Below are 17,223 nucleotides of genomic sequence, written 5' to 3'. Positions count from 1 at the left end.
TCTCTCAGGCGTCTTTCGAAGATTCTATGAGATCCAGGATGATCCTGTAGATTATGATGTTGTGAGGATCGCTAGCCATGCTCGTCATAACGTCTTGCACGTCTTCCGGGGTGAACCGGTATTCCTCCGGGACGTAGCTCAGTCGCGGTATTCTCGTTTCCCGGACACGCGGCCCCGTCGTCATGGATACGCGCTTGTTCGCGACACGCATGGCGACTTTCGCCGTTCCGCTATGCCCGGGTGAGATCTCGATCGTGGCTCTCGTGGCGATTCCATCTCCCGTCATCGTCCGCAGTGCCGTTGAGGGGATGATGCGTGGCTCACGCATGTTCGCTGTCGCGACTCCGATCAGCAGGTCTCCGGCCAGCCCCCTGGCCAACAGTGCTGCCGATTGCTTTTCCGTGGCGCTGTAGAACCAGATCAGCATGAGGGCGATGGTTGCGAGCACTGTCTGCATGGTATCGAAGAGCGTTGCGGGGATTAAGGCGGAGGAGAGTATCTGCATCGCGAGGCATATCGTCAGGACGACGCTGACCGCCTGCTGGATCGTCGCGCTCCTGTTCCTGCGCCGGAGCGATGTCCAGCGCAGGTCGATCATCTCGCTGACGGGGTTCATGTCTCTTCGCTGGTCACAGCCAGCGATCTCACGAGCCGGGCCTGGGTGGTCAGTCCCAGTTTGATGTTCTGGTAGGCGGCGTATTGTGCAGGGAAGTTGCGGCGCGCGACCTTCATCATCGGGATGATGCGCTCATCTGTGAAGTCCACGTAGGACAGCATCTTCTTCTGGTTGAACACACCGCCCATGGTGTGCTGGTTCATCAGCCTGTCGACGGGTTTGCCGATCGAGGCTATCGGGCATGCGGCCATCGCCTGATAGAGCATGTCCTCGTCGCGCTTGTCGCCGTTCTCGTCGATCTTGGTCATGCGCCATGTCGCGTCCGCGATCTGTTCGCCGAACCGTCCCGCGACCTCATGGCGCGATACGGGGGTGTCCTCGATCGTATCGTGCAGGAAGGCCACCGCGATCGTGGCCTCCGGGAAGATGAGTCCGGGCAGGGTCGAGATGTGGATTGCGATCTCCGTCTGGTGCGCGAATTCGGGAGTGACATTGTCCTTTCGCGTGCCCTGGTGATGCTGCCGTGCGAATTCCATGGCTTCCAGTGCGACATTGTATCCACGCCCCTGCAGCCAGCCGCGCAGGAATACCGTCTGTTTCTGAAACTCGTTCATGGCAGGTTTTCCCTTCTCTGATATATCTCTTGCACCCCCTGACACCGAGAGGGTGACGGGTCGTCCGATTCCCCCTGGGCGGCCCGTCTTCGCGTCAGCCTGGCTGTCCGATGCCTACCCTGTAGTAGGGTATGCCTTCCCATTCCTCGGACAGCGGCTCCTGGAGCTTGCGCGCCATTGCGACCGCCTCGGAGCGATCGCTAGAATGGCAGGTGACGCGCTTCAGGTTCGCGAACCGCGCCGGTTCTTCGAGCATGAGGTGGAGGACGCGTTCGACCGCATCATGCCCGGTCGTCGTTCCCGATCCGAGATACCAGTCGAGGGAGAGGCGCTCGAGGCGGCCCGGCTCGAGGGTCCGCAGCAGTTCCATGAGCGCGGTGACGCTCTTGACCAGCGTCCATCCCTCGGGAGGTGCGCGTTCGTCGTCGAGATAGATCTTCACGCCGCCTTCGGTCGGAGGGGTTTCGCGCCGGAGGGCTTCCTGTTCAGCTTTGCGGGCGAGGAACTTCGCCGACGGCTTGCGCGGTTTCTTGGGAGGCTTGATCTTGAAGCCGCTCATGCTGTCTTTTCCTCTTTCCGTGAATCAGGCATATTGCTCTTCATCAGATCAGGGCATCCTTGCTGACCAGTTGTTTTGCTTATGGTCTAACGGAACGGCCTGTGACCATTGCCTGTCTCATCGCTGTAAGGCCAGTTCTTGAGGCAGCCGCCTGTATATCTGGATCCCATCCGGGAGCGATCGAGAATGAGAGCGTGAAGTGGCATGTGACACAGCTTGGGACGTGAGCCGCTATCATCGTATCCCATGATCATTTATGTGTCCTTCCTCTGGTCGACGGCAGACGCGTTCATGCTGCCTTCTTTTTCTCTTCCGTGACATTCGGAAGACCCGCCCTGTAGGCGGAGATGTGGGCCTTCACGGACCGGAGGATCGAGGCGTGGTGCGGCCGGTCGATGCTCTGTCCGATCACTTCTGAGGCGATTGTCGCGCTGACCGCGTTCATGTCGGTCTTCTCGATGCCGAGGAAGCGCTTCAGCTGCTCTTCCGTCGGCCAGAGGAAGACACCATCCTCCGGTTCGATGACGATCGAATCCTTGGCCATGCGCGCCTGTGACTTGACCGGGGTGGGAATGGAGGTGGACTTGGGCGTGATGCGCCGCAGCCGGCCGCATTCCTTGCCGTCGTTGAGCGACTTCGAGTGCGAGACGTCGCGGCACTGGTCGAGATCGTTCTTTACCACCGCCCAGGCATCCTTCTCGCGGTCCGTGAAGGGCTCTTCGAAGGCGAAGGGCGCATCGAGCTGCGTGAAGACCACGTAGGCCCGGCGCCGTGACGTCCATCCTCCGTAGAGCCGGGCGTCGCCCACGTGCTCATGGCACGTGTAGCCCCAGCGGCGCAGACGCAAGGAGGCGACCTTGTATGCGGCCGAATCGAGCATGCCGGCGACGTTCTCGAAGAGCACGACGGGCACGGCCAGGCGCTCGATCACGTTGAGGAGGTCGATGATCATGTCCTCGCTCGATGTCGCCTCCTCGTTGTGGCGCTCCTTCAGCTTGCCGGCCTTTAGCGGGGAATGGTCGTCGCATTGGGGCGAGGCGTGGAAGAGCATCACCGGGTTGCGTTCCATGGCCCGCTCGATCTCGTCGAGGACCGCGCTGGTGACGTCCTCGTTGAAGAGGGCATGCAGTGGGCCCGAGTTGGCGAGCGCGCACAGGGCGCCCGTCTCGGTGAGATCGGCCTTGTCGCGCGATTCCTGCGGTCGCCATTCGAGGACCGCGGAGACCGAGAACCCTTCTTCGCGCAGCGACATGAGATCGACGCCTGAGGTCAGTGCGGCGAAGGTCGACGCCGGATCCGCTGTCTGGGCGTTGGCGATCGCTCGTTCGCTCATGGTCCGTAGCGGCGTGACGACCACGCGGCCGCGCTCGAAGCGCACATGGACCCGCGTGCAGTCGGAAGGGAAGCTCTCGTCGAGCAGCTTCTGCGAGGAGACCTCGAGCTGGGTCTCGAGCGGATTGTTCTTCCGACGCGGATAGCTGCGGGCATAGACCTTCTTGGTCGGTGCCTGCTCGAACAGGTCGTAGACGCGTTCGATCACCATGCCCTTCCCCTTGCCGAGACTGGTCTCGACGACATCGTCGCCCTTGTTGAAGTCGAACAGAGTCAGCAGGTTCGAGGAGATGGTGAGGATGCGGCGGCTGCCCTTGTGGCGGAAGGCGAGCTGTTTGGTCGCGATCTCGGGCACGTTCACCTTGACGAGTGTATCGGTCACGGGATTCTCCTTCGAAGGATGTGTGTCAGTTGCGGGGCGCTAGGCGCAGGCCGTTGCCCTGCCGGATGATGGGCCGGCCGTTCACGGCGAGGCAGCCATCGACGAGACCTGCGTGGATGGGGTGGTCATCGAAGGCGGTGTGGGTGTTCCTCGCGGACCCCCATTCGAGCACGAGCTCGTTCCGGTCCGTCCGGTTGATCTCGACCTCGGTCAGATCGCGATCATGGATCCGATCGTCGAGATGGCGTTTCATCACCCACAGTCCTTCGCCATGTGACATGATGCGCGCCGGCCACCAGAGGAGACGGTCCTGTTCGGCGATGTGCACGCCCCGCAGGAGCTCGTTCTCGCCTGCCATGTTCGAGAGGGTCAGCCGGGCGATCTCCCAGTGCCGTTCGGCCTGGACGATATACTGGACGTTCCGTTCTCGGTCACGTCTCTGGCCGCGCAGGCGTTCTTCGTATGGGATGTCCCACGCTATCAAGCTCGGCCTCCTGCGCTGCGATCCGGGTTCGTATGCTGTCGGTCTCGACTCGTCTCCCGGCATGCCGGTCAGTCTGCGAGTTCTTCTTCGGCGGGCGTCAGGCCGACCTCGAGATAGGCATCGCCTTCGCTGCCGTCGTCGTTGACCTCGACGAGACTCAGGCCGCCTTCGTCGATCGCCACGTCCGCATCATCGGGCAGGGTGGAGAGCCAGCGTTCGATTTCCTTCTTCTTCATCATGGTCGTTCAATCCTTAGTGTAGATCTCATAGGCCGCGAATTCGTCATCGAATCCGAATACGGTGATGCCGACGCCCTCGAGTGTATCGCCATCGGCGGTATAGCGGGACTTCGCTTCATCGAGCGGAAGATCCATGTAGCATCGCATCACCCCCGTGTAGCCGATGGCGATCATCAGGTGCTTGTGGTCTCCCTTGATCTCGTCGCACATGACCTGTGTGACGTTTTCGGCGTCTTCGAGGAGCTTCATTTTCCGTTCTCCGTGTCTCGGGCGATCATTGCGTTGAGACCCTCCGCCTTGGTCAGCGGGAAGCCTGCGATGCGCAGGTGTGTCTTCATGTCGGTCAGCGATCCGCCCTCGGGGTAGTCGAATACCTGGAAGGGCGCGACACCGACTTCCACCATGGGCATGTCGCGCGGCTCGTTCCGCAGGAACTGGGCTGTGTCGCGCTTTACCAGCTCCACGAGCTTCTCCTCGTCGAGGGGGTAGGGTTCGATTTCCTTGCCGCCGGATTCGACGATACGCAGGCGTCCTGCTTCCATGAGCGAGCGCCCTTCTTCGGACGGATGGACCTCGAAGCCGTCCATCGTCCCGTGGTTGTGGAAGTCCATCATGGACTTCATCCTCGTGACCTCGTCGCCTTTCCATCCCGTCCTGTTCAGGTCGGTGAAGCTGGCTAGGATCTTGCGTTCGGCGAACCCCGTGTAGCCCTGCATCGAATGGATGGCGCGACCGATGAAGTCGATCACGACGATGCCGTAGCCGCTCGCCCGGAAGGGCTGGGGGCCGGCGTAGCTGTCATGACGCAGGGTCTCGAGCAGTGTTTCCCGTACCACCCTGTCGTCACCCGACAGGGTGGTCTCGTTCATGACCATGCGCGGGATGAAGTTGGTCCATCCGTCCACACAGATGGCGTCGCCGTCATTGAAGCGCGTTGCGATGTTGATGCTTCCGCCCATGGTCTTCCTCGTGTCGTTTCAGGGACGAGGGCGCCGCGGTCATCCGCGACGCCCTCGTCGGTTCACTTGATGTTGACGAGTCCGTTCGCATCGCCGTCCATGACGACGGTGTTCGCACCGGTCTCGGCGAACTTCATCAGCGCCTCGTTGTATTGCTGGCGCAGCAGCGAGGGCGTGATGGAGGCGGAGACGGCGCGGTTGGCTTCGGCTTCGCCCTGGGCACGGGTGACGGCGATCTCGGCTTGCTTCTCGGCGATCTCGAGTTCGACCTCGGTACGCTCCAGGTCCTTCTGCGCCTTGACCGCGAGCTGGATCGATTCCTCGATCGACTTGTCGGTCGTGACCGCGCGCAGGGCGACCTGCGTGACGGTGAAGGCGCCAGGGCTCAGCGAATCGAGACTGCGCTGAAGGCGGATCTTGATCGCGTTCGTCAGTTCGTCGCGCTTCTGGTGGATGGTCAGGCTGTCGATCGTGGAGACGGTGTCGTAGATCGCTTCACGTGCCTGACGCATCACGACGCCGTAGCCTGCGAGATAGACGCCTTCCTGCTCGTCATAGCGCGTCTGGCCGAGGAACTCGACATGGAGGTCCGCGACCCGACCCGGATTGACCTGGTAGAACACGGAGACGTCGAGGTCCTGCAGCGAGAGGTTGTCGCCGGCCTTGGGCTTGAGGTCGATGAAGTCGATCACGGTCTCGCGCACGTTGTACTCGTCGACCGAGGTGACGAACGGCAGCTTGGGCACGAAGCCGGCCGTCGATTCCTCGAGGCTCGTCTGGCCCATCGTCTTCTTGACGCCGACGTTGCCGGTCGAGACGATGCTGAAGCAGCCCATCAGGGCGATCAGGATGACGATCGGGACGACCACCCATTTCACGATGCCGCCGACGCGGATTCGGGGAGTCTGGTCCATTCGTAATTGCATGTGTTTTCCTTCCTTTGAACTTGTTCGGGTATTCTTCCGGTCAGTCGTCCTGCCCGAATTTCCTGAGGAAGACGTCGCAGTGCGTCTTCAGTATCGGTCGCATGAAATTGCCGAGCTTGGTCTGGCGCATGTCCTGTTCGCCGACAGCCCGGATGACGATTCCCTCGCGGATGTGCTTGGCATCGAGAGTGGTGTCCCCCTCGCGCAGTTCCTCGACCTTTGCCGCGTCGTACATGCCGCGCCACAGCACGGGTGCGGGCTGGATCCCGGCCTGCATGAGATAGCTGTCGATCTCGGTCTCGTTGAGCCAGCGCTGGCCCACGCGGATGTCGAATCCGCGCACGGATGGCTTGCTCTGGCCGTAGTGAAGCTTCTTGATGCCCGGCCCGATGGCTTCGGCGAAGAGCTGGACGGTCTGGTCGGCCGCGCGCATATTGTGGACCATCATGCCGAAGCGGCGGATGAGATCGGCGTTGCGCGCGGCGCGGATGACGGGCACCTTCTCTGAGGCCTCGCACTCGCGGAAGATGAGACCTTGTCGGGCGAGTCCCTTGGTGGCGATCGCGATCTGTCCGTCACCGTGAGCCCCTTCGACCGGTTCGTCACCGAGCCAGGTCATTTGGAGGCACTCGCCTTCGAGCTTCTCGGTGATGACGACCTCCGAGCCTTCCAGGAATTCGGGATAGGTCTTGAGTCGGCCGATCTGGTAGTCCACCTTGGCGCGAGCGACGGGCATGGCGATCTTCAGGAGTTCGGGGTCGATCTCCGGAATCCATTCGGTGATGCCGAAGTGGTCCGAGACGTCGGTGGTATCGGGCAGGTGCGCGAGTTCATCGGGCAGCTTCCACAGCAGCCCTGTCGAGAGCTGGCCGCGCAGGGTGACCGGCTTGATGACGTCGCCGCCGGGGCCGGAGAGGAGGCCCATCTCGGTTTCCTTCTGGGGATGCAGGCCCCAGAAGCCGTGCTCCTTGAGGAGATTCTCGGGCAGGCGGCAGCCCTCTGCCACGTAGACGACCCGTTCGCCGACGGCGAACCGCGGGCTGCCGTCGGGCAGGTTGTTGCTCACGGCGTCGTATCCGAGGACCTTGTAGGCTGTGAGCCGATCGGCCTTGGGGATGTGATGCGTGCCGGTGATGGGAAGAATGCGTGCGGTCGTCATGTTCTGTCTTTTTTCCGTTCGCTGTGATTGTCGTGGATCTCACTTCCACTGGGTGCGCCGCCATCCCTTCCAGCCGCGCGTGTCGGTGCGGCGCGAAAGGTCCCAGTCGGGATTGCTGCGCTTGCGCTTGAGAGCGATCCGCCGTCCGCAGACGAGGATCTCGCTCAGCTGGCTATCGTGGTCGTCTTGGTGGCGAATTTCCTTCAGACGGCATTTTCGCGTCTTCCAGGGTCCGCCCTTGTAGGACCCGGTGCCCGGGATGGGCAGCCCGTGCTCGCGCGCGTGGCGCAGTTCCTTGCAGTAGCGGCTCTCTCGCCGGCATTCCGGCTCGCGGGGCCAGTCCGCATTGGTGACGATCCGCCCGTGGTCATCACGGGCGATGTAGCGGTTGGTGATGGTGTGGATCTCACCGTCGATGTCGACGATGCGCTCGACATGCTGACGGTGGAGAGGGAGGTGCAGTCGTCCGGCGAAGGTCCGGCGACGGATGGTGGGAGCGAAACGTCGCGCTTCGATCTCGTCGTAGCTGAAGACGGTGCCGTCGATGTCGATGATGTGGATGGGATAGGCGATGTGCATGGATCATGCTCCTTGTTGGTTCATAATCTCATGATGATTTTCCTTTCTTCCGATGGTTGCCTGTTCTCGTTTCTCAGAGGAACCAGTTCTTCCTGATGCTCACGGACCAGCCTGTAGCACGGTCGTAGAGTACTGCGTCCTATCCCGTCTTGCCCCAGACGTATCTCTCGCCCTGATAGGGCAGTCCGTAGCGCCATGGACGCTGCAGCAGGATGATGCCCGGATTATAGACGGGCGGACTCGGCTTCTCCCTGACCCGACTATCCCGCGGATCTATGACGACCCGGCCGTCACCGTCGTAATTCCTGACGGGCACTCCGTCCTTGACGATCTCCTCGACCGGCCTCCCCTCGTAGCGAACGGTGGGCACCTGACCGTAGGGCTGCGCCTTGACGGAAGGGGCGATGCACATGGCGCAGGAGAGAATGATTCCGATGTGTGTCTTCATGGACGCGATCATGCCCGCTTTCTCATTTCATGGACGTGAATCCTCGTCCGGCTGGTCGTCTTCGTTCCGTCTTTCGCGATCCTCATTGCATTTGCGATGGGCGGCGACGAGGTTCGGAGGGCCGTCGAGCCCTCCGTCCTCGAAGCGGATCACGTGCTCGAACGTGGCGAGCCAGGCAGCGGGTCGCCTGTCCTCCTCGCCATCGGGGACTTCGCCGAACGATCTCGAGCACCAGTGGCACAGACCATCCTGCTCCTCGATGAGCCGCTCCTTGAGTTCGGGCGGATGTCTCAGGCGTATCCGACGCCCCCATGCATCGTATTCGGGTTCGTCCGGTCTCCGCCACTTGCGCTTGGGAGGCGGTCGTGTCGGCTTCATGCCGCGATGGGCAGGCCGAAGTCCGATGCCAGATCGGGACGCATGCGCTCGACCTTGGGGAAGACCATGTTGCCGTTCTCGTCGAGGCCGTAATGGCTGACCTCGACCACGTAGTGATCCATCATGGTCATGACGGCGTGGCGATCGAAACGCTTGTCGAACGATCCGACGCGACCTGCCTTCACCAGTTTGCCGTTCTCGTCGTAGCGTTTCACGTCGAGGCTGCCGGCGCCGAGCGAGGGATCGCCCTTGTTGGGGTTCCAGCCGGTGACGATGAGGTCCTCGGTCTGGCGGATCTTGACCTTCCAGGCCCGGCCGCGCTTGGTGTTGCCGTTGAGGTTGAGCGCGTGCGGCGCGGTACGATCCCAGAAGACCAGGCCTTCCATCTTGCGCCGCTCGATCTCGGCGAGCATGCCGTCGTAGTCGCGGATGTGCTCGAGATCGTATTCGACCCCCATCGTGGAGATCGGCATGGAATTGTAGACCTGCATGAAGTCCTTCACACGCTGGAAGCGATCCTCGTAGGGGTTGCAGGCATCACTGCCGTCGAGACGCAGCATGTCGAAGGGCGACACGAAGATCTCTTCGGGGTCATCGTTCAGCGCCCTCTGGAAGCTGTAGGTGCCCTCCTCGAGCGTATGGGCCTCGACGTCGAACATCCACCCTTGGGGCGCGCTCTTGAAGGCCCATACGACATGTCGCAGCTTGTCGGTCCAGTCGAGCGTGCCGTTGCGCGAGTAGATGCGGGTGTTCTCGCCGGCGGTGATGACATGAGCGCGGTTGCCGTCGCGCTTGCGCGTCCCGATCAGCTGGCCGCGCTGCCACATGCGGTTGAATTCTTCCGGTTCGATCGTCTGCACCGGCTTCTGAAGGGCCCAGCCCTGGGGGAAGAGGGTCATTTTTCCACTCCTGTGTGATTTCATCCTGTATGCATGATCTGATGGAACAGGCCGTCAGGCCACGCTCTCCACGCCCGCTGCCGTCAGGACGTGCCGCGGCGCTCCTCTGTTGAGGGCTATCGACACCTTCCCGTCCTTCTCCTCGGCCCTGCTCGTCCACGCTCCGATGAGGTAGGGGTGATCGATGATATCGCTGGCCTTCATGACGACGTCCCTGTCCGTGAGCTTCAGACGCAGGGCCTCCGGGACCATCTCCTTGCGTATCAGTATCCCTCCGCGTCCGAAGCTGTAGCCCTCGCCATCGTAGTTGGCGGCCAGGATCACGGTCCGGGAGGCGATCTTGCGGTAGTGGACCTCGACCGACCGCTTGGGCGACGGCCATTGGCACTTGAAGACCGTCGAGTCGTATTTCTCGACACGTCCGCACAGCTCATGCATCCTGCGGGCGGTCGTGCCGGTGTTCGTCTCGATCCATTTCAGCAGTTCGGCCATCCCTGCGTCGAGCAGGGGATCGCGCATGCTCGCCCGCTGCATTCCCATAGCGACCGTCTGCCTCATGTCATCGCCTCGATGCCCGTGGAAGTGAGGACGTGTCTCGCGGGTTCGCGGTAGATGGACAGGAGCAGGTTGGTGTTCATCTCTCCGTCGCCCGCCTTTGCCCCCGTGAGATAGGGGTGATCTATGATGGTGCTTGCATCAACGATGCCGTCTGGATCACATAGGACCGTGAGACTGGTCTGGGTGAGGGCCTTCCTCCCGATCACGAGCAGATCGTTCGTCAACGTCCAACTCTTGCCGTAGATGGTGGCGATGAGGATCATCCTGCCCGAAGGATCTTCTGGATCGTCGCGGTGACTGATCTCGATCCAGTCGTCAGCCGACCTTTTCCTCTCATAGACCTTGGCGTTATCCCCGGTGGTATCGAGGCATTTCTGATGGATGTCTCTCAGGATGCGCGGTCTGGTCTGTTCCAGCCATCGTAGTAGCGCGACCATGCCGTCATCGAGAAGCGGGTCGCTCCTCTTCATCGTGTCTCCCCTTCATCGATCTCGATGCAGTGGCGATCCGCATATTCCATGACGCACCTCCTCGTCCGCTCGTCGACCTCGCTTCCGATGCGTATGCCCGTCAGCTTGCCGTGCAGTTCGCGGATGTCTCCGATGACGAACGCCTCGTCAGGGTCGTCGAGCGATGCCTTCACTGCTCGGGCACGCATCTCGGGAAGGCTCTCGACCGCCATGAGGCGGCGCCTGTCATAGGCGTCGGACATCAGGAATATCTCGTGTCCGTCGATGTCGCAGATGTGATTCGCGAGTCGGGTCCTGTCGACTGTGAAACCGATCCCCTCCCCGCTGTGCGCGTTCCAGTTCTTGCCGGGAATGCCGAAGGAGAGACCGGTCTTGGGGTATATCTTGTCGAGACCGCTGATCTCATGGGGGATCCAGTGTCGCACGCGTCCGATCATGGCATCGCGCCTGACATACTGGGAGGCCGCCTTGTGATCCACCCACCGTATGAGGTGTGATGAATCGAACGCCTGCATCATGCCTCGAGGATTTCCTGGATCTTGCGCTGCCCCTCGACGTAGGACTGGAAGCTCTCCCTGATCGGGGTCGCCCATGCCAGCGCATCCTCGCGGTAGGTGGTGTCCGGATCGTGGTATTCCGGAGCGGTCAGACCGGTCTCCTCGAGGATCGTCTCGGCCGCCTTGCCGATACTGCCGCCGAAGACCTCGTCATAGACCGCGCTCCAGTCCTCGTCGTTCCCCGCCATGTTGAAGGCGACGCCGCAGACCGAATCGAAGGCTGCGATCTTCGAGATCGTGTCGAGGCGCTTGAAATCGGGCGTGGCGAGCGCCGAGGTTATGCCCTTGATTGCCGACATGGCTTTTCCTTTCGATTGGGATTCACAGAAGGCCGAGCTGCTGAGGCCCTTCCTGCTTGCTGGTTGTCTGGGTGGTCTGCTGGACGGCTTCCACCGGTCCTGCTCCTTCGCCCCATCTACCGAGTTCCACGCCGATTGCCACTCCCAGCGCCCGGAAAGGTGCTGCGACGATCGACTGCCCGAGCATCTCGTGTGCTGTCGTGATGCCGAGACCCTCGATCATCTCCTCCGGGGTGCCTTTTATGCGGGCGTGCTCCACCGGGGTGAACTGGCGCAGGAGCTTCGGATCGGTGGGGTGACGCAGCTTGGGTTCTGTCGAGCGGATCTTGGCGTAGCCGCGACCGATTGTGCCGACCTTCGTGTCCTGCGGGCCCAGGATCTGCATCCGGAAGCCCTTGCCTGCTATGCGGTCCCGCGTTTCCTTGTCCTTCAGGTAGCGCATCTCGGACCACAGACCCGAATCGGGCGGGACGTCCTCGAGGATGTCACCGACGGTGATCTCTCCCTGACCGCCCTTCTCGATGGCCGAGAGGATGTCGGCCTTCATGCCCCGGCTGGTGGCGAGCAGGGCCATCCGGTGGCGATGTTCCAGGCAGTCGAAGTCTTCGCCCTTGAGGATGACGTGGACGACGTCGTACTGCCATTCGCGCAGCTGGTTGCATAGGATCGAGAAGCTCGCGGAATCCGCATACTGGGGCACGTTCTCCACCAGGACTACGGATGGATTGGTCGCGGCGACGATGGCGAGGAATCCGACGACGAGATGTCCCGCGACCGGATCGTGCTCGGGCATCGCCAGCTTCTTCTTGGATCGTCCCGCGATCGAGTGTGCGGTGCAGGGGATGCCTGCCTCGAGGATGTCCACCTCCTCGATTCGTCCGATGGCGTCGCGGTCGAAGGCGAATTCCTGCAGCGGCATGTTGATGGCGACGGTATCGTCATGCCAGGCAGGATTGCGCGCCGCGCACAGGTCCTGGTATTCCTGGTCGATCTCGACCGAGAAGGCGAGTTCGCTGGTCCTGCCCGCATGGGCGAGACCCTCGTGGATCGCGTGACTCAGGACACCAAGACCGGTCGAGACCGATCCGGCGCGCAGGGGCAGATGCGCATCGAGACGTGATTTCGTTCGTTGCTCGCGGCGCTGGCGCCGCGCCTCGACGGCGGAAGGCTCGATCGTCAGCGTTCCCTTGGTGAAGTCGATTCGCAGCGTCTCGATGCCCTCGAAACTGCGCAGGATGCCGGCATTGGCGATGTCGATGATGGGATCCTCGTTGCCGCGACGCTTGCGCCGACTGACGGTGCGGTCCCCCTGCGCGTCTAGCGCTAGGACGATCCTCTGCGCATCGGCGTCGATCGTCATCCGGTAGCGGGACTGCGGAAGGAATCCGGCTGCCTCGAGCTTCCGCCCCTCGATCCAGATGCGTGGATTGCCGCGCTTGTCACTGGCGAGCCTGGTGGTGGAGATCGCGTTGGCGTTCATCAGAATTCTCCTGGATAGATGGGTGTGTCGCGATTGGGACGTGGCGTGTCCTCGTAGATCGGGACGACGCGTGGATAGCCGCGGTTCTGCATGGCCTTGCCTCGTCGCACGAGAAAACGGCCCGCTCTCTCGAGAAGGCGTCCGAATCGATCGATCATGTCGTGGTTCCTGGTTCTGTGTGCTGTCATGTTCGCCGGCGGTCGTCATGCGACCGCCGGGCTCATTGTGTGATGGGGTGCGGGACGGGCTCGTCGAGCTGCAGGCGCATCCTCCAGTTCGCGCTCCCGCGTCGCCGCAGCGAGACGACGACCCTTTCGGCGAGATGGGGAAGGGCCACGATCTGGTCGACCGTGCGTCCGGTCACACTGGCCTGTATGCATTCGGGCAGGTCGCGCAGCACGATCTCGGTCTCCCTGATCCTCCAGTCGTCGCTCGTGATCTCCGCAGAGAACCGGTGGAGATGGAAGTCGTAGGAGATCTGGGTCCGCGTCCCCTTGCCGAAATGATCGGGAAGCCCGTTGAAGAACATGACCTCCTGCGGAGCGTTGAGTATGCCGTACCTGTTCGGGCGCTTGTTGCCGATCCGGTCGTGCAGCTTCATGGCGAGATCGTGCCATGCGCGTTCGATGCCGATCTCGATCAGCGCGGCATGGGCATTGGGGAGGGCCGTGATCGGCGTGCCCGGCTTGCGTTTCGGCATCGCGTTTTCCTCTCGCTCAGGGATTCTCTTCGTCTAGGAGCTTCACGTAGGCGATACCGGCATTGCGCCATTCGCCCATGGACCGGGGGATATCCGCAATGGCTCCGTCCCTGTGGCTGCCCGACAGGATCAGGATGGCCCCGTCTCCGCTCAGATCGATGTCCTCGATGCACCGGCCTTTCAGGTAGTGCAGATCCATGATCTCGGTCGCCGGGAAGGATCCCTCCGTCAGTCTTTCCCGGTATGCGTGGAGAATGCTCGATGGTGTCCCGATCACGCTGATCGTGTCGTCGTCGATCCTCCACTTGAGCGGTGCGGAGGCCGAGGTAAGGCGTGCATGGAGCCAGGTCGTCTCCTGTCCCGGGTCCTTTTCGATCCGCCATTCGATCTTGCGCGTCGAGCCGCTGATGGAGCCTACCGCGTTCCTGATGCGGTTATCGATGCCGGCATGACGCAGATTGTCCATGGCGTTGCTGCAGGTCATCATCGCCTGCCTGGGGGCGCTGGCGGCCTCGATCATGAGGAGATGGTGTGCGGCTCTCGTCAGTAGCACAGGTCCGCCTCCTCGTGGGTCAGCAGGAGGTTCCATTCGTGATCGAGCAGGTACAGGGTCGAGCCCGCTCCCGCGTCCACGACCCTGGTGATCCGGACCCCGTCGAGGAGCTCCATGTCGACGACCTCGCGTGCATCGAAGCCGGCGGATGCCCTAGCCTGGTGCTGCGTGCGTTTCGTCTCCGGCACGCCGTGTATGGTCATCGAATGGGCATCGATGGCGAGGATGGTCGTGAGGTAGGTCACCGCCAACGTGACCTTGTCCATGTCCGCCTCGAGGAAGAACTGCAGCGTGGCATCGCCGCAGGGCATGGAATGGATCATGGCGGTGATGGTATCCTCGCTGGAACCATCCAGTTCCTCGTCGATCCTGGCGAGCAGCGTGGCGTCGAGCTTTCCATCATGCCTGCGGCCGATGTCGAGCATGCGCTTCGTCCCCCGCGTCATTCCGATCTTCATGGATTTTCCCTTCATCCGTGTTCCTGCTGTCTCCCGATCCGTGTCGGGCTCTCATTTCGTCCATCCCTCGACGACTGGCAGATCCGTGGCCGGCCTGTCCGCACACGGCGCCAGGTCGAGGATCATCCGATTACTCATTCCGGTGCGTACTGCGATGACGCTGCGGTTCTCGAGGACGCCGAAGGGGCCGTCCTCTATGACCTTCCGGACATCGAACGGGACCTTCCCCGACAGGGAGGTGATGATGGTGCTGGGCACTCCGGGGATCGTCACGAGATGGCTCTGGATGGTGATGTTCCCGGAAGGGTCGGTGATCAGCCAGCGCGCATCGAGAGTGGCGACGCCATCCTCGACCGTGACGGCGTATTCGAGGTCGTATCGACCGGACTTCTCGCGCCTGATCATCCTCGGACCCTTGCGCTGCCCGCTCGCCATCTCCCGGGCGACGTGATGGGCGTCGAGCGTGATGCTCTTGCGGGCTCCGTGGTCCTGAGACGTGCTGTGTTCGAGGGCGAGGCGCGCCCAATGGGTTACGAGGACCTTCACCGGCATCATCGGATGGTCTCGGCGGTCTCGGACCACGTGGGCCATTCACGCACCTGTGCGTGCGTCACATAGGCGATCTGCAGCCAGATCTTGTCGCGGTCGGCATCGATGTGGCCTTCCGTGATGCTGCGCGCGTCATCCGTCATGAACGAGACGACGTCCTTGACGAGCAAGTCGCCTTCCTTGGCCTTGGATAGTGTCGAATTCATCTTGGCGTGAGGCATGCCGACGATGGAGATGAGAGCTTCACCGATGTAGGTGGCACCGCCATCGAGCGTGATCTGGCCGCAGAGGGCCGGCACGCCGTCCTGGAACCTCGCTTCCAGTCGGTATTCGATGCCCGCCTGCTCGTGGACGTAGTTCTTGGCGCCCATTTCCTCGCAGCGATTGGCGATGGCGTCCTTGATCGCCGAGAAGGCATGCCGCCTGTCCGTAGCGGAGAGGCCCTTCAGGACGGAAAGGACCTTCCGTGCGACTGGCCCGACATGTGTCGGCGCTCCGGCGTGAGTCGAGGTCCTCTTCACATCCAGTCCCCTGTCCATGTCCTGAGGCCATCGTGGGTCAGCGCCCCGGCCCTGTTATCGCTTCTGAGGTCGGACACCAGGAGAGCGAACCAGGGCGGTCCCTCGTCGTATTCGTCGTGATCCTCGTCCGTCTCCACTCCGGTGTAGCGCATGCTCTCCCAAGGAGCCGTCATGACGGCTCCCACCTGTCCGAGAGTGCTTCCGACCTTGCTCGCGAAATCCATCTTGAACGACTCGGGGATGTCCTTCAGCCAAAGACGGCCGCTCGACATCTGCCATGCGGAAGTATCCAGATTGAAGAGGAGATCGGCATCGCCGTTCTTCAGGATCATGTTGCAGGAGAGACGGATGTCCCCGATGGCCACTTCCGACAGATGGATGATCTTCTGGATGCCTCCCTGATCGCTCGTGAATGCATTGTGGGCTGACCTATGGATCTCCCTCTCGAGACCGGGGAAGCGATCGCGCGCCATATGGAGCCCGATCGCGCCGAGCAGGGATACGGGGAATGCGTTCATGTCGGCGCTCCTACGCGAAGATGAGACTGATGGCGCAGCCGGTTACGATCAGCGTGCGAAGAGCCTCGACGAGGCGGCCCCTCATGTGATCGCGTGACGTCGTGTCCAATACTGTCTGGATGATGCCCATGTTCGGGTCCTTTTCCTTCATTCGGATGTCCTCCCGCGTGGAGCGAGAAGAAAAAATTCCTGTCCGTCGTATTTTCCGCTGGACACGGATTCCCATCCTGCATATCATTCGCCGCATGTTCACGAAGACCATCCTCTCGCAACGATATTTGCGACTATCGGAATCATCCCTTCAGGGGTGAGGTCTTGACGCGCCTCACCCCGTTAATACGGAGGGTGGCGCAGGATGGCTGCAAACCGGATTCGAAACCCGGGCCTACCGAAAGGTAGAGAGTTCGACTCTTTCACCTTCCGCCAGTTCACATGAAGGCGTCAGTTCCCCTCTCGGGATCTGACGCCTTTTTCGTTTCATCGCTTTCAAGGTTCAACGGGTAGTCAAAGCCATACTGGATTTGCGCAACCGGACTGTAAATCCGGTCCTCGAAAGAGGGGGAGGTTCGATTCCTCGGCTGCCCACCAAGTTTAGGAGAATGAGTATCGGATGCATGCAATGACGCGAGAGTGGCGGAACCGGTAGACGCGCCCGCTTTAAGCCCGGGTGTCCTCGTGGCGTGGGGGTTCGAGTCCCTCCTCTCGCATCATTGCCGATAACGGATCGCGGAGTTGGCGGAACTGGTAGACGTCCCTGCTTCAAACCCAGGCGCTCCGGATGGAGCGTGAGAGTTCGAATCTCTCACTCCGCACCGGTCGTCCTTTCGATTTATGAGATTGCCCGATTGGCGAAGCTGGTAGACGCGCTGGATTCAGGATCCAGTGTCCCGTGAGGGACGTGCAGGTTCGAAGCCTGCATCGGGCACCAATATACAGGACGGTTCAAGCGACCGTGGCGAAGCTGGTAGACGCGCGACGTTGAGGTC

Annotated in this window: 27 protein-coding genes and 4 tRNA genes; 4 read left to right on the top strand and 27 right to left on the bottom strand. The window is 61.8% G+C overall.

Annotated features, from left to right (window positions below; all coding sequences use genetic code 11):
- Positions 1-4: 4 nt before the first annotated feature.
- From Q0602_RS19560 to Q0602_RS19430, 27 genes are all read right to left on the bottom strand, one after another.
- On the bottom strand, positions 5-616 hold the full coding sequence (locus Q0602_RS19560) for a hypothetical protein (protein WP_298847046.1): 612 nt from the start codon (positions 614-616) through the stop codon (positions 5-7).
- Positions 613-1,230, bottom strand: a complete 618-nt coding sequence (locus tag Q0602_RS19555; RefSeq protein ID WP_298847043.1) for an HD domain-containing protein — start codon at positions 1,228-1,230, stop codon at positions 613-615. Before Q0602_RS19555 ends, Q0602_RS19560 begins: the two co-directional genes overlap by 4 nt.
- A gap of 94 nt (positions 1,231-1,324) precedes the next feature.
- Entirely contained in the window at positions 1,325-1,789 is a 465-nt protein-coding gene (locus Q0602_RS19550) for a cyclic-phosphate processing receiver domain-containing protein (RefSeq protein ID WP_298847040.1), read from the bottom strand.
- A 289-nt stretch (positions 1,790-2,078) separates the two neighbouring features.
- Positions 2,079-3,503, bottom strand: coding sequence for a DNA cytosine methyltransferase (locus tag Q0602_RS19545; protein WP_298847037.1), 1,425 nt, complete (start codon positions 3,501-3,503; stop codon positions 2,079-2,081).
- 25 nt (positions 3,504-3,528) lie between these two features.
- On the bottom strand, positions 3,529-3,987 hold the full coding sequence (locus Q0602_RS19540) for a hypothetical protein (RefSeq protein ID WP_298847034.1): 459 nt from the start codon (positions 3,985-3,987) through the stop codon (positions 3,529-3,531).
- Positions 3,988-4,055: 68 nt separating this feature from the next.
- Positions 4,056-4,226, bottom strand: coding sequence for a hypothetical protein (locus tag Q0602_RS19535; RefSeq protein WP_298847031.1), 171 nt, complete (start codon positions 4,224-4,226; stop codon positions 4,056-4,058).
- Between the two features lie 6 nt (positions 4,227-4,232).
- Positions 4,233-4,475, bottom strand: a complete 243-nt coding sequence (locus Q0602_RS19530; protein ID WP_298847027.1) for a hypothetical protein — start codon at positions 4,473-4,475, stop codon at positions 4,233-4,235.
- Positions 4,472-5,185: a hypothetical protein gene (locus Q0602_RS19525; RefSeq protein ID WP_298847024.1), complete on the bottom strand. Its 714-nt coding sequence runs from the start codon at positions 5,183-5,185 to the stop codon at positions 4,472-4,474. Before Q0602_RS19525 ends, Q0602_RS19530 begins: the two co-directional genes overlap by 4 nt.
- Positions 5,186-5,247: 62 nt before the next feature.
- A complete protein-coding gene (locus tag Q0602_RS19520; protein WP_298847021.1) occupies positions 5,248-6,111 on the bottom strand; it encodes an SPFH domain-containing protein in 864 nt (287 codons plus the stop codon).
- Between the two features lie 40 nt (positions 6,112-6,151).
- Positions 6,152-7,270 carry an RNA ligase family protein gene (locus Q0602_RS19515; protein ID WP_298847019.1) on the bottom strand — a complete coding sequence of 373 codons (1,119 nt, stop codon included), beginning with the start codon at positions 7,268-7,270 and terminating at the stop codon, positions 6,152-6,154.
- A 39-nt stretch (positions 7,271-7,309) separates the two neighbouring features.
- Positions 7,310-7,849 carry a hypothetical protein gene (locus Q0602_RS19510; RefSeq protein ID WP_298847016.1) on the bottom strand — a complete coding sequence of 180 codons (540 nt, stop codon included), beginning with the start codon at positions 7,847-7,849 and terminating at the stop codon, positions 7,310-7,312.
- Between the two features lie 139 nt (positions 7,850-7,988).
- A complete protein-coding gene (locus tag Q0602_RS19505; RefSeq protein ID WP_298847013.1) occupies positions 7,989-8,297 on the bottom strand; it encodes a hypothetical protein in 309 nt (102 codons plus the stop codon).
- Between the two features lie 27 nt (positions 8,298-8,324).
- Positions 8,325-8,675, bottom strand: a complete 351-nt coding sequence (locus Q0602_RS19500) for a hypothetical protein (RefSeq protein WP_298847010.1) — start codon at positions 8,673-8,675, stop codon at positions 8,325-8,327.
- Positions 8,672-9,574: a hypothetical protein gene (locus Q0602_RS19495; RefSeq protein ID WP_298847007.1), complete on the bottom strand. Its 903-nt coding sequence runs from the start codon at positions 9,572-9,574 to the stop codon at positions 8,672-8,674. Before Q0602_RS19495 ends, Q0602_RS19500 begins: the two co-directional genes overlap by 4 nt.
- 54 nt (positions 9,575-9,628) lie before the next feature.
- On the bottom strand, positions 9,629-10,132 hold the full coding sequence (locus tag Q0602_RS19490) for a hypothetical protein (protein WP_298847004.1): 504 nt from the start codon (positions 10,130-10,132) through the stop codon (positions 9,629-9,631).
- The gene (locus Q0602_RS19485; protein ID WP_298847001.1) at positions 10,129-10,602 is read right to left on the bottom strand and encodes a hypothetical protein; all 474 of its coding nucleotides are present in this window, start codon (positions 10,600-10,602) and stop codon (positions 10,129-10,131) included. The genes Q0602_RS19490 and Q0602_RS19485 overlap by 4 nt, the downstream gene beginning before the upstream one ends.
- Entirely contained in the window at positions 10,599-11,120 is a 522-nt protein-coding gene (locus tag Q0602_RS19480) for a hypothetical protein (protein WP_298846998.1), read from the bottom strand. The genes Q0602_RS19485 and Q0602_RS19480 overlap by 4 nt, the downstream gene beginning before the upstream one ends.
- On the bottom strand, positions 11,117-11,458 hold the full coding sequence (locus Q0602_RS19475) for a hypothetical protein (RefSeq protein ID WP_298846995.1): 342 nt from the start codon (positions 11,456-11,458) through the stop codon (positions 11,117-11,119). Before Q0602_RS19475 ends, Q0602_RS19480 begins: the two co-directional genes overlap by 4 nt.
- A 22-nt stretch (positions 11,459-11,480) precedes the next feature.
- Positions 11,481-12,938, bottom strand: coding sequence for a DNA cytosine methyltransferase (locus Q0602_RS19470; protein WP_298846991.1), 1,458 nt, complete (start codon positions 12,936-12,938; stop codon positions 11,481-11,483).
- Positions 12,938-13,096: a hypothetical protein gene (locus Q0602_RS19465; protein WP_298846990.1), complete on the bottom strand. Its 159-nt coding sequence runs from the start codon at positions 13,094-13,096 to the stop codon at positions 12,938-12,940. Before Q0602_RS19465 ends, Q0602_RS19470 begins: the two co-directional genes overlap by 1 nt.
- A 62-nt stretch (positions 13,097-13,158) precedes the next feature.
- Entirely contained in the window at positions 13,159-13,638 is a 480-nt protein-coding gene (locus Q0602_RS19460; protein ID WP_298846987.1) for a hypothetical protein, read from the bottom strand.
- 16 nt (positions 13,639-13,654) lie between these two features.
- Entirely contained in the window at positions 13,655-14,191 is a 537-nt protein-coding gene (locus Q0602_RS19455) for a hypothetical protein (RefSeq protein ID WP_298846984.1), read from the bottom strand.
- A complete protein-coding gene (locus Q0602_RS19450) occupies positions 14,182-14,649 on the bottom strand; it encodes a hypothetical protein (protein WP_298846981.1) in 468 nt (155 codons plus the stop codon). Before Q0602_RS19450 ends, Q0602_RS19455 begins: the two co-directional genes overlap by 10 nt.
- A gap of 51 nt (positions 14,650-14,700) precedes the next feature.
- On the bottom strand, positions 14,701-15,195 hold the full coding sequence (locus Q0602_RS19445) for a hypothetical protein (RefSeq protein WP_298846978.1): 495 nt from the start codon (positions 15,193-15,195) through the stop codon (positions 14,701-14,703).
- A gap of 5 nt (positions 15,196-15,200) precedes the next feature.
- The gene (locus Q0602_RS19440; RefSeq protein WP_298846974.1) at positions 15,201-15,719 is read right to left on the bottom strand and encodes a hypothetical protein; all 519 of its coding nucleotides are present in this window, start codon (positions 15,717-15,719) and stop codon (positions 15,201-15,203) included.
- Positions 15,716-16,237, bottom strand: coding sequence for a hypothetical protein (locus Q0602_RS19435; RefSeq protein ID WP_298846971.1), 522 nt, complete (start codon positions 16,235-16,237; stop codon positions 15,716-15,718). The genes Q0602_RS19440 and Q0602_RS19435 overlap by 4 nt, the downstream gene beginning before the upstream one ends.
- A 10-nt stretch (positions 16,238-16,247) precedes the next feature.
- Positions 16,248-16,388, bottom strand: coding sequence for a hypothetical protein (locus Q0602_RS19430; protein WP_298846968.1), 141 nt, complete (start codon positions 16,386-16,388; stop codon positions 16,248-16,250).
- A gap of 347 nt (positions 16,389-16,735) precedes the next feature.
- Between Q0602_RS19430 and Q0602_RS19425 the strand changes: the two genes are divergently transcribed.
- The 4 genes from Q0602_RS19425 (at position 16,736) to Q0602_RS19410 (ending at position 17,165) form a co-directional block, all read left to right on the top strand.
- Positions 16,736-16,825, top strand: a tRNA-OTHER gene (locus Q0602_RS19425).
- Between the two features lie 36 nt (positions 16,826-16,861).
- A tRNA-Leu gene (locus Q0602_RS19420) sits at positions 16,862-16,944 on the top strand.
- Between the two features lie 19 nt (positions 16,945-16,963).
- Positions 16,964-17,049 (top strand) — tRNA-Leu (locus Q0602_RS19415).
- A gap of 27 nt (positions 17,050-17,076) precedes the next feature.
- Positions 17,077-17,165, top strand: a tRNA-Leu gene (locus tag Q0602_RS19410).
- Positions 17,166-17,223 lie beyond the last annotated feature (58 nt).

Source organism: uncultured Salinicola sp., from assembly GCF_937921195.1.
Taxonomy (GTDB): Bacteria; Pseudomonadota; Gammaproteobacteria; order Pseudomonadales; family Halomonadaceae; genus Salinicola.
Note: the sequence above shows the minus strand (reverse complement) of the source record. Positions and strands in the feature narration are given on the sequence as shown.

Excerpts from the sequence above, each read along its gene's own strand:
- Q0602_RS19560 (WP_298847046.1), bottom strand. The coding sequence starts at position 616 with ATGAACCCCGTCAGCGAGATGATCGACCTGCGCTGGACATCGCTCCGG.
- Q0602_RS19530 (WP_298847027.1), bottom strand. The coding sequence starts at position 4,475 with ATGAAGCTCCTCGAAGACGCCGAAAACGTCACACAGGTCATGTGCGAC.
- Q0602_RS19485 (WP_298847001.1), bottom strand. The coding sequence starts at position 10,602 with ATGAAGAGGAGCGACCCGCTTCTCGATGACGGCATGGTCGCGCTACTA.
- Q0602_RS19465 (WP_298846990.1), bottom strand. The coding sequence starts at position 13,096 with ATGATCGATCGATTCGGACGCCTTCTCGAGAGAGCGGGCCGTTTTCTC.
- Q0602_RS19515 (WP_298847019.1), bottom strand. The coding sequence starts at position 7,270 with ATGACGACCGCACGCATTCTTCCCATCACCGGCACGCATCACATCCCC.
- Q0602_RS19505 (WP_298847013.1), bottom strand. The coding sequence starts at position 8,297 with ATGAAGACACACATCGGAATCATTCTCTCCTGCGCCATGTGCATCGCC.
- Q0602_RS19435 (WP_298846971.1), bottom strand. The coding sequence starts at position 16,237 with ATGAACGCATTCCCCGTATCCCTGCTCGGCGCGATCGGGCTCCATATG.
- Q0602_RS19500 (WP_298847010.1), bottom strand. The coding sequence starts at position 8,675 with ATGAAGCCGACACGACCGCCTCCCAAGCGCAAGTGGCGGAGACCGGAC.
- Q0602_RS19550 (WP_298847040.1), bottom strand. The coding sequence starts at position 1,789 with ATGAGCGGCTTCAAGATCAAGCCTCCCAAGAAACCGCGCAAGCCGTCG.
- Q0602_RS19450 (WP_298846981.1), bottom strand. The coding sequence starts at position 14,649 with ATGAAGATCGGAATGACGCGGGGGACGAAGCGCATGCTCGACATCGGC.
- Q0602_RS19475 (WP_298846995.1), bottom strand. The coding sequence starts at position 11,458 with ATGTCGGCAATCAAGGGCATAACCTCGGCGCTCGCCACGCCCGATTTC.
- Q0602_RS19555 (WP_298847043.1), bottom strand. The coding sequence starts at position 1,230 with ATGAACGAGTTTCAGAAACAGACGGTATTCCTGCGCGGCTGGCTGCAG.
- Q0602_RS19490 (WP_298847004.1), bottom strand. The coding sequence starts at position 10,132 with ATGAGGCAGACGGTCGCTATGGGAATGCAGCGGGCGAGCATGCGCGAT.
- Q0602_RS19470 (WP_298846991.1), bottom strand. The coding sequence starts at position 12,938 with ATGAACGCCAACGCGATCTCCACCACCAGGCTCGCCAGTGACAAGCGC.
- Q0602_RS19495 (WP_298847007.1), bottom strand. The coding sequence starts at position 9,574 with ATGACCCTCTTCCCCCAGGGCTGGGCCCTTCAGAAGCCGGTGCAGACG.
- Q0602_RS19430 (WP_298846968.1), bottom strand. The coding sequence starts at position 16,388 with ATGAAGGAAAAGGACCCGAACATGGGCATCATCCAGACAGTATTGGAC.
- Q0602_RS19520 (WP_298847021.1), bottom strand. The coding sequence starts at position 6,111 with ATGCAATTACGAATGGACCAGACTCCCCGAATCCGCGTCGGCGGCATC.
- Q0602_RS19510 (WP_298847016.1), bottom strand. The coding sequence starts at position 7,849 with ATGCACATCGCCTATCCCATCCACATCATCGACATCGACGGCACCGTC.
- Q0602_RS19480 (WP_298846998.1), bottom strand. The coding sequence starts at position 11,120 with ATGATGCAGGCGTTCGATTCATCACACCTCATACGGTGGGTGGATCAC.
- Q0602_RS19525 (WP_298847024.1), bottom strand. The coding sequence starts at position 5,185 with ATGGGCGGAAGCATCAACATCGCAACGCGCTTCAATGACGGCGACGCC.
- Q0602_RS19460 (WP_298846987.1), bottom strand. The coding sequence starts at position 13,638 with ATGCCGAAACGCAAGCCGGGCACGCCGATCACGGCCCTCCCCAATGCC.
- Q0602_RS19535 (WP_298847031.1), bottom strand. The coding sequence starts at position 4,226 with ATGATGAAGAAGAAGGAAATCGAACGCTGGCTCTCCACCCTGCCCGAT.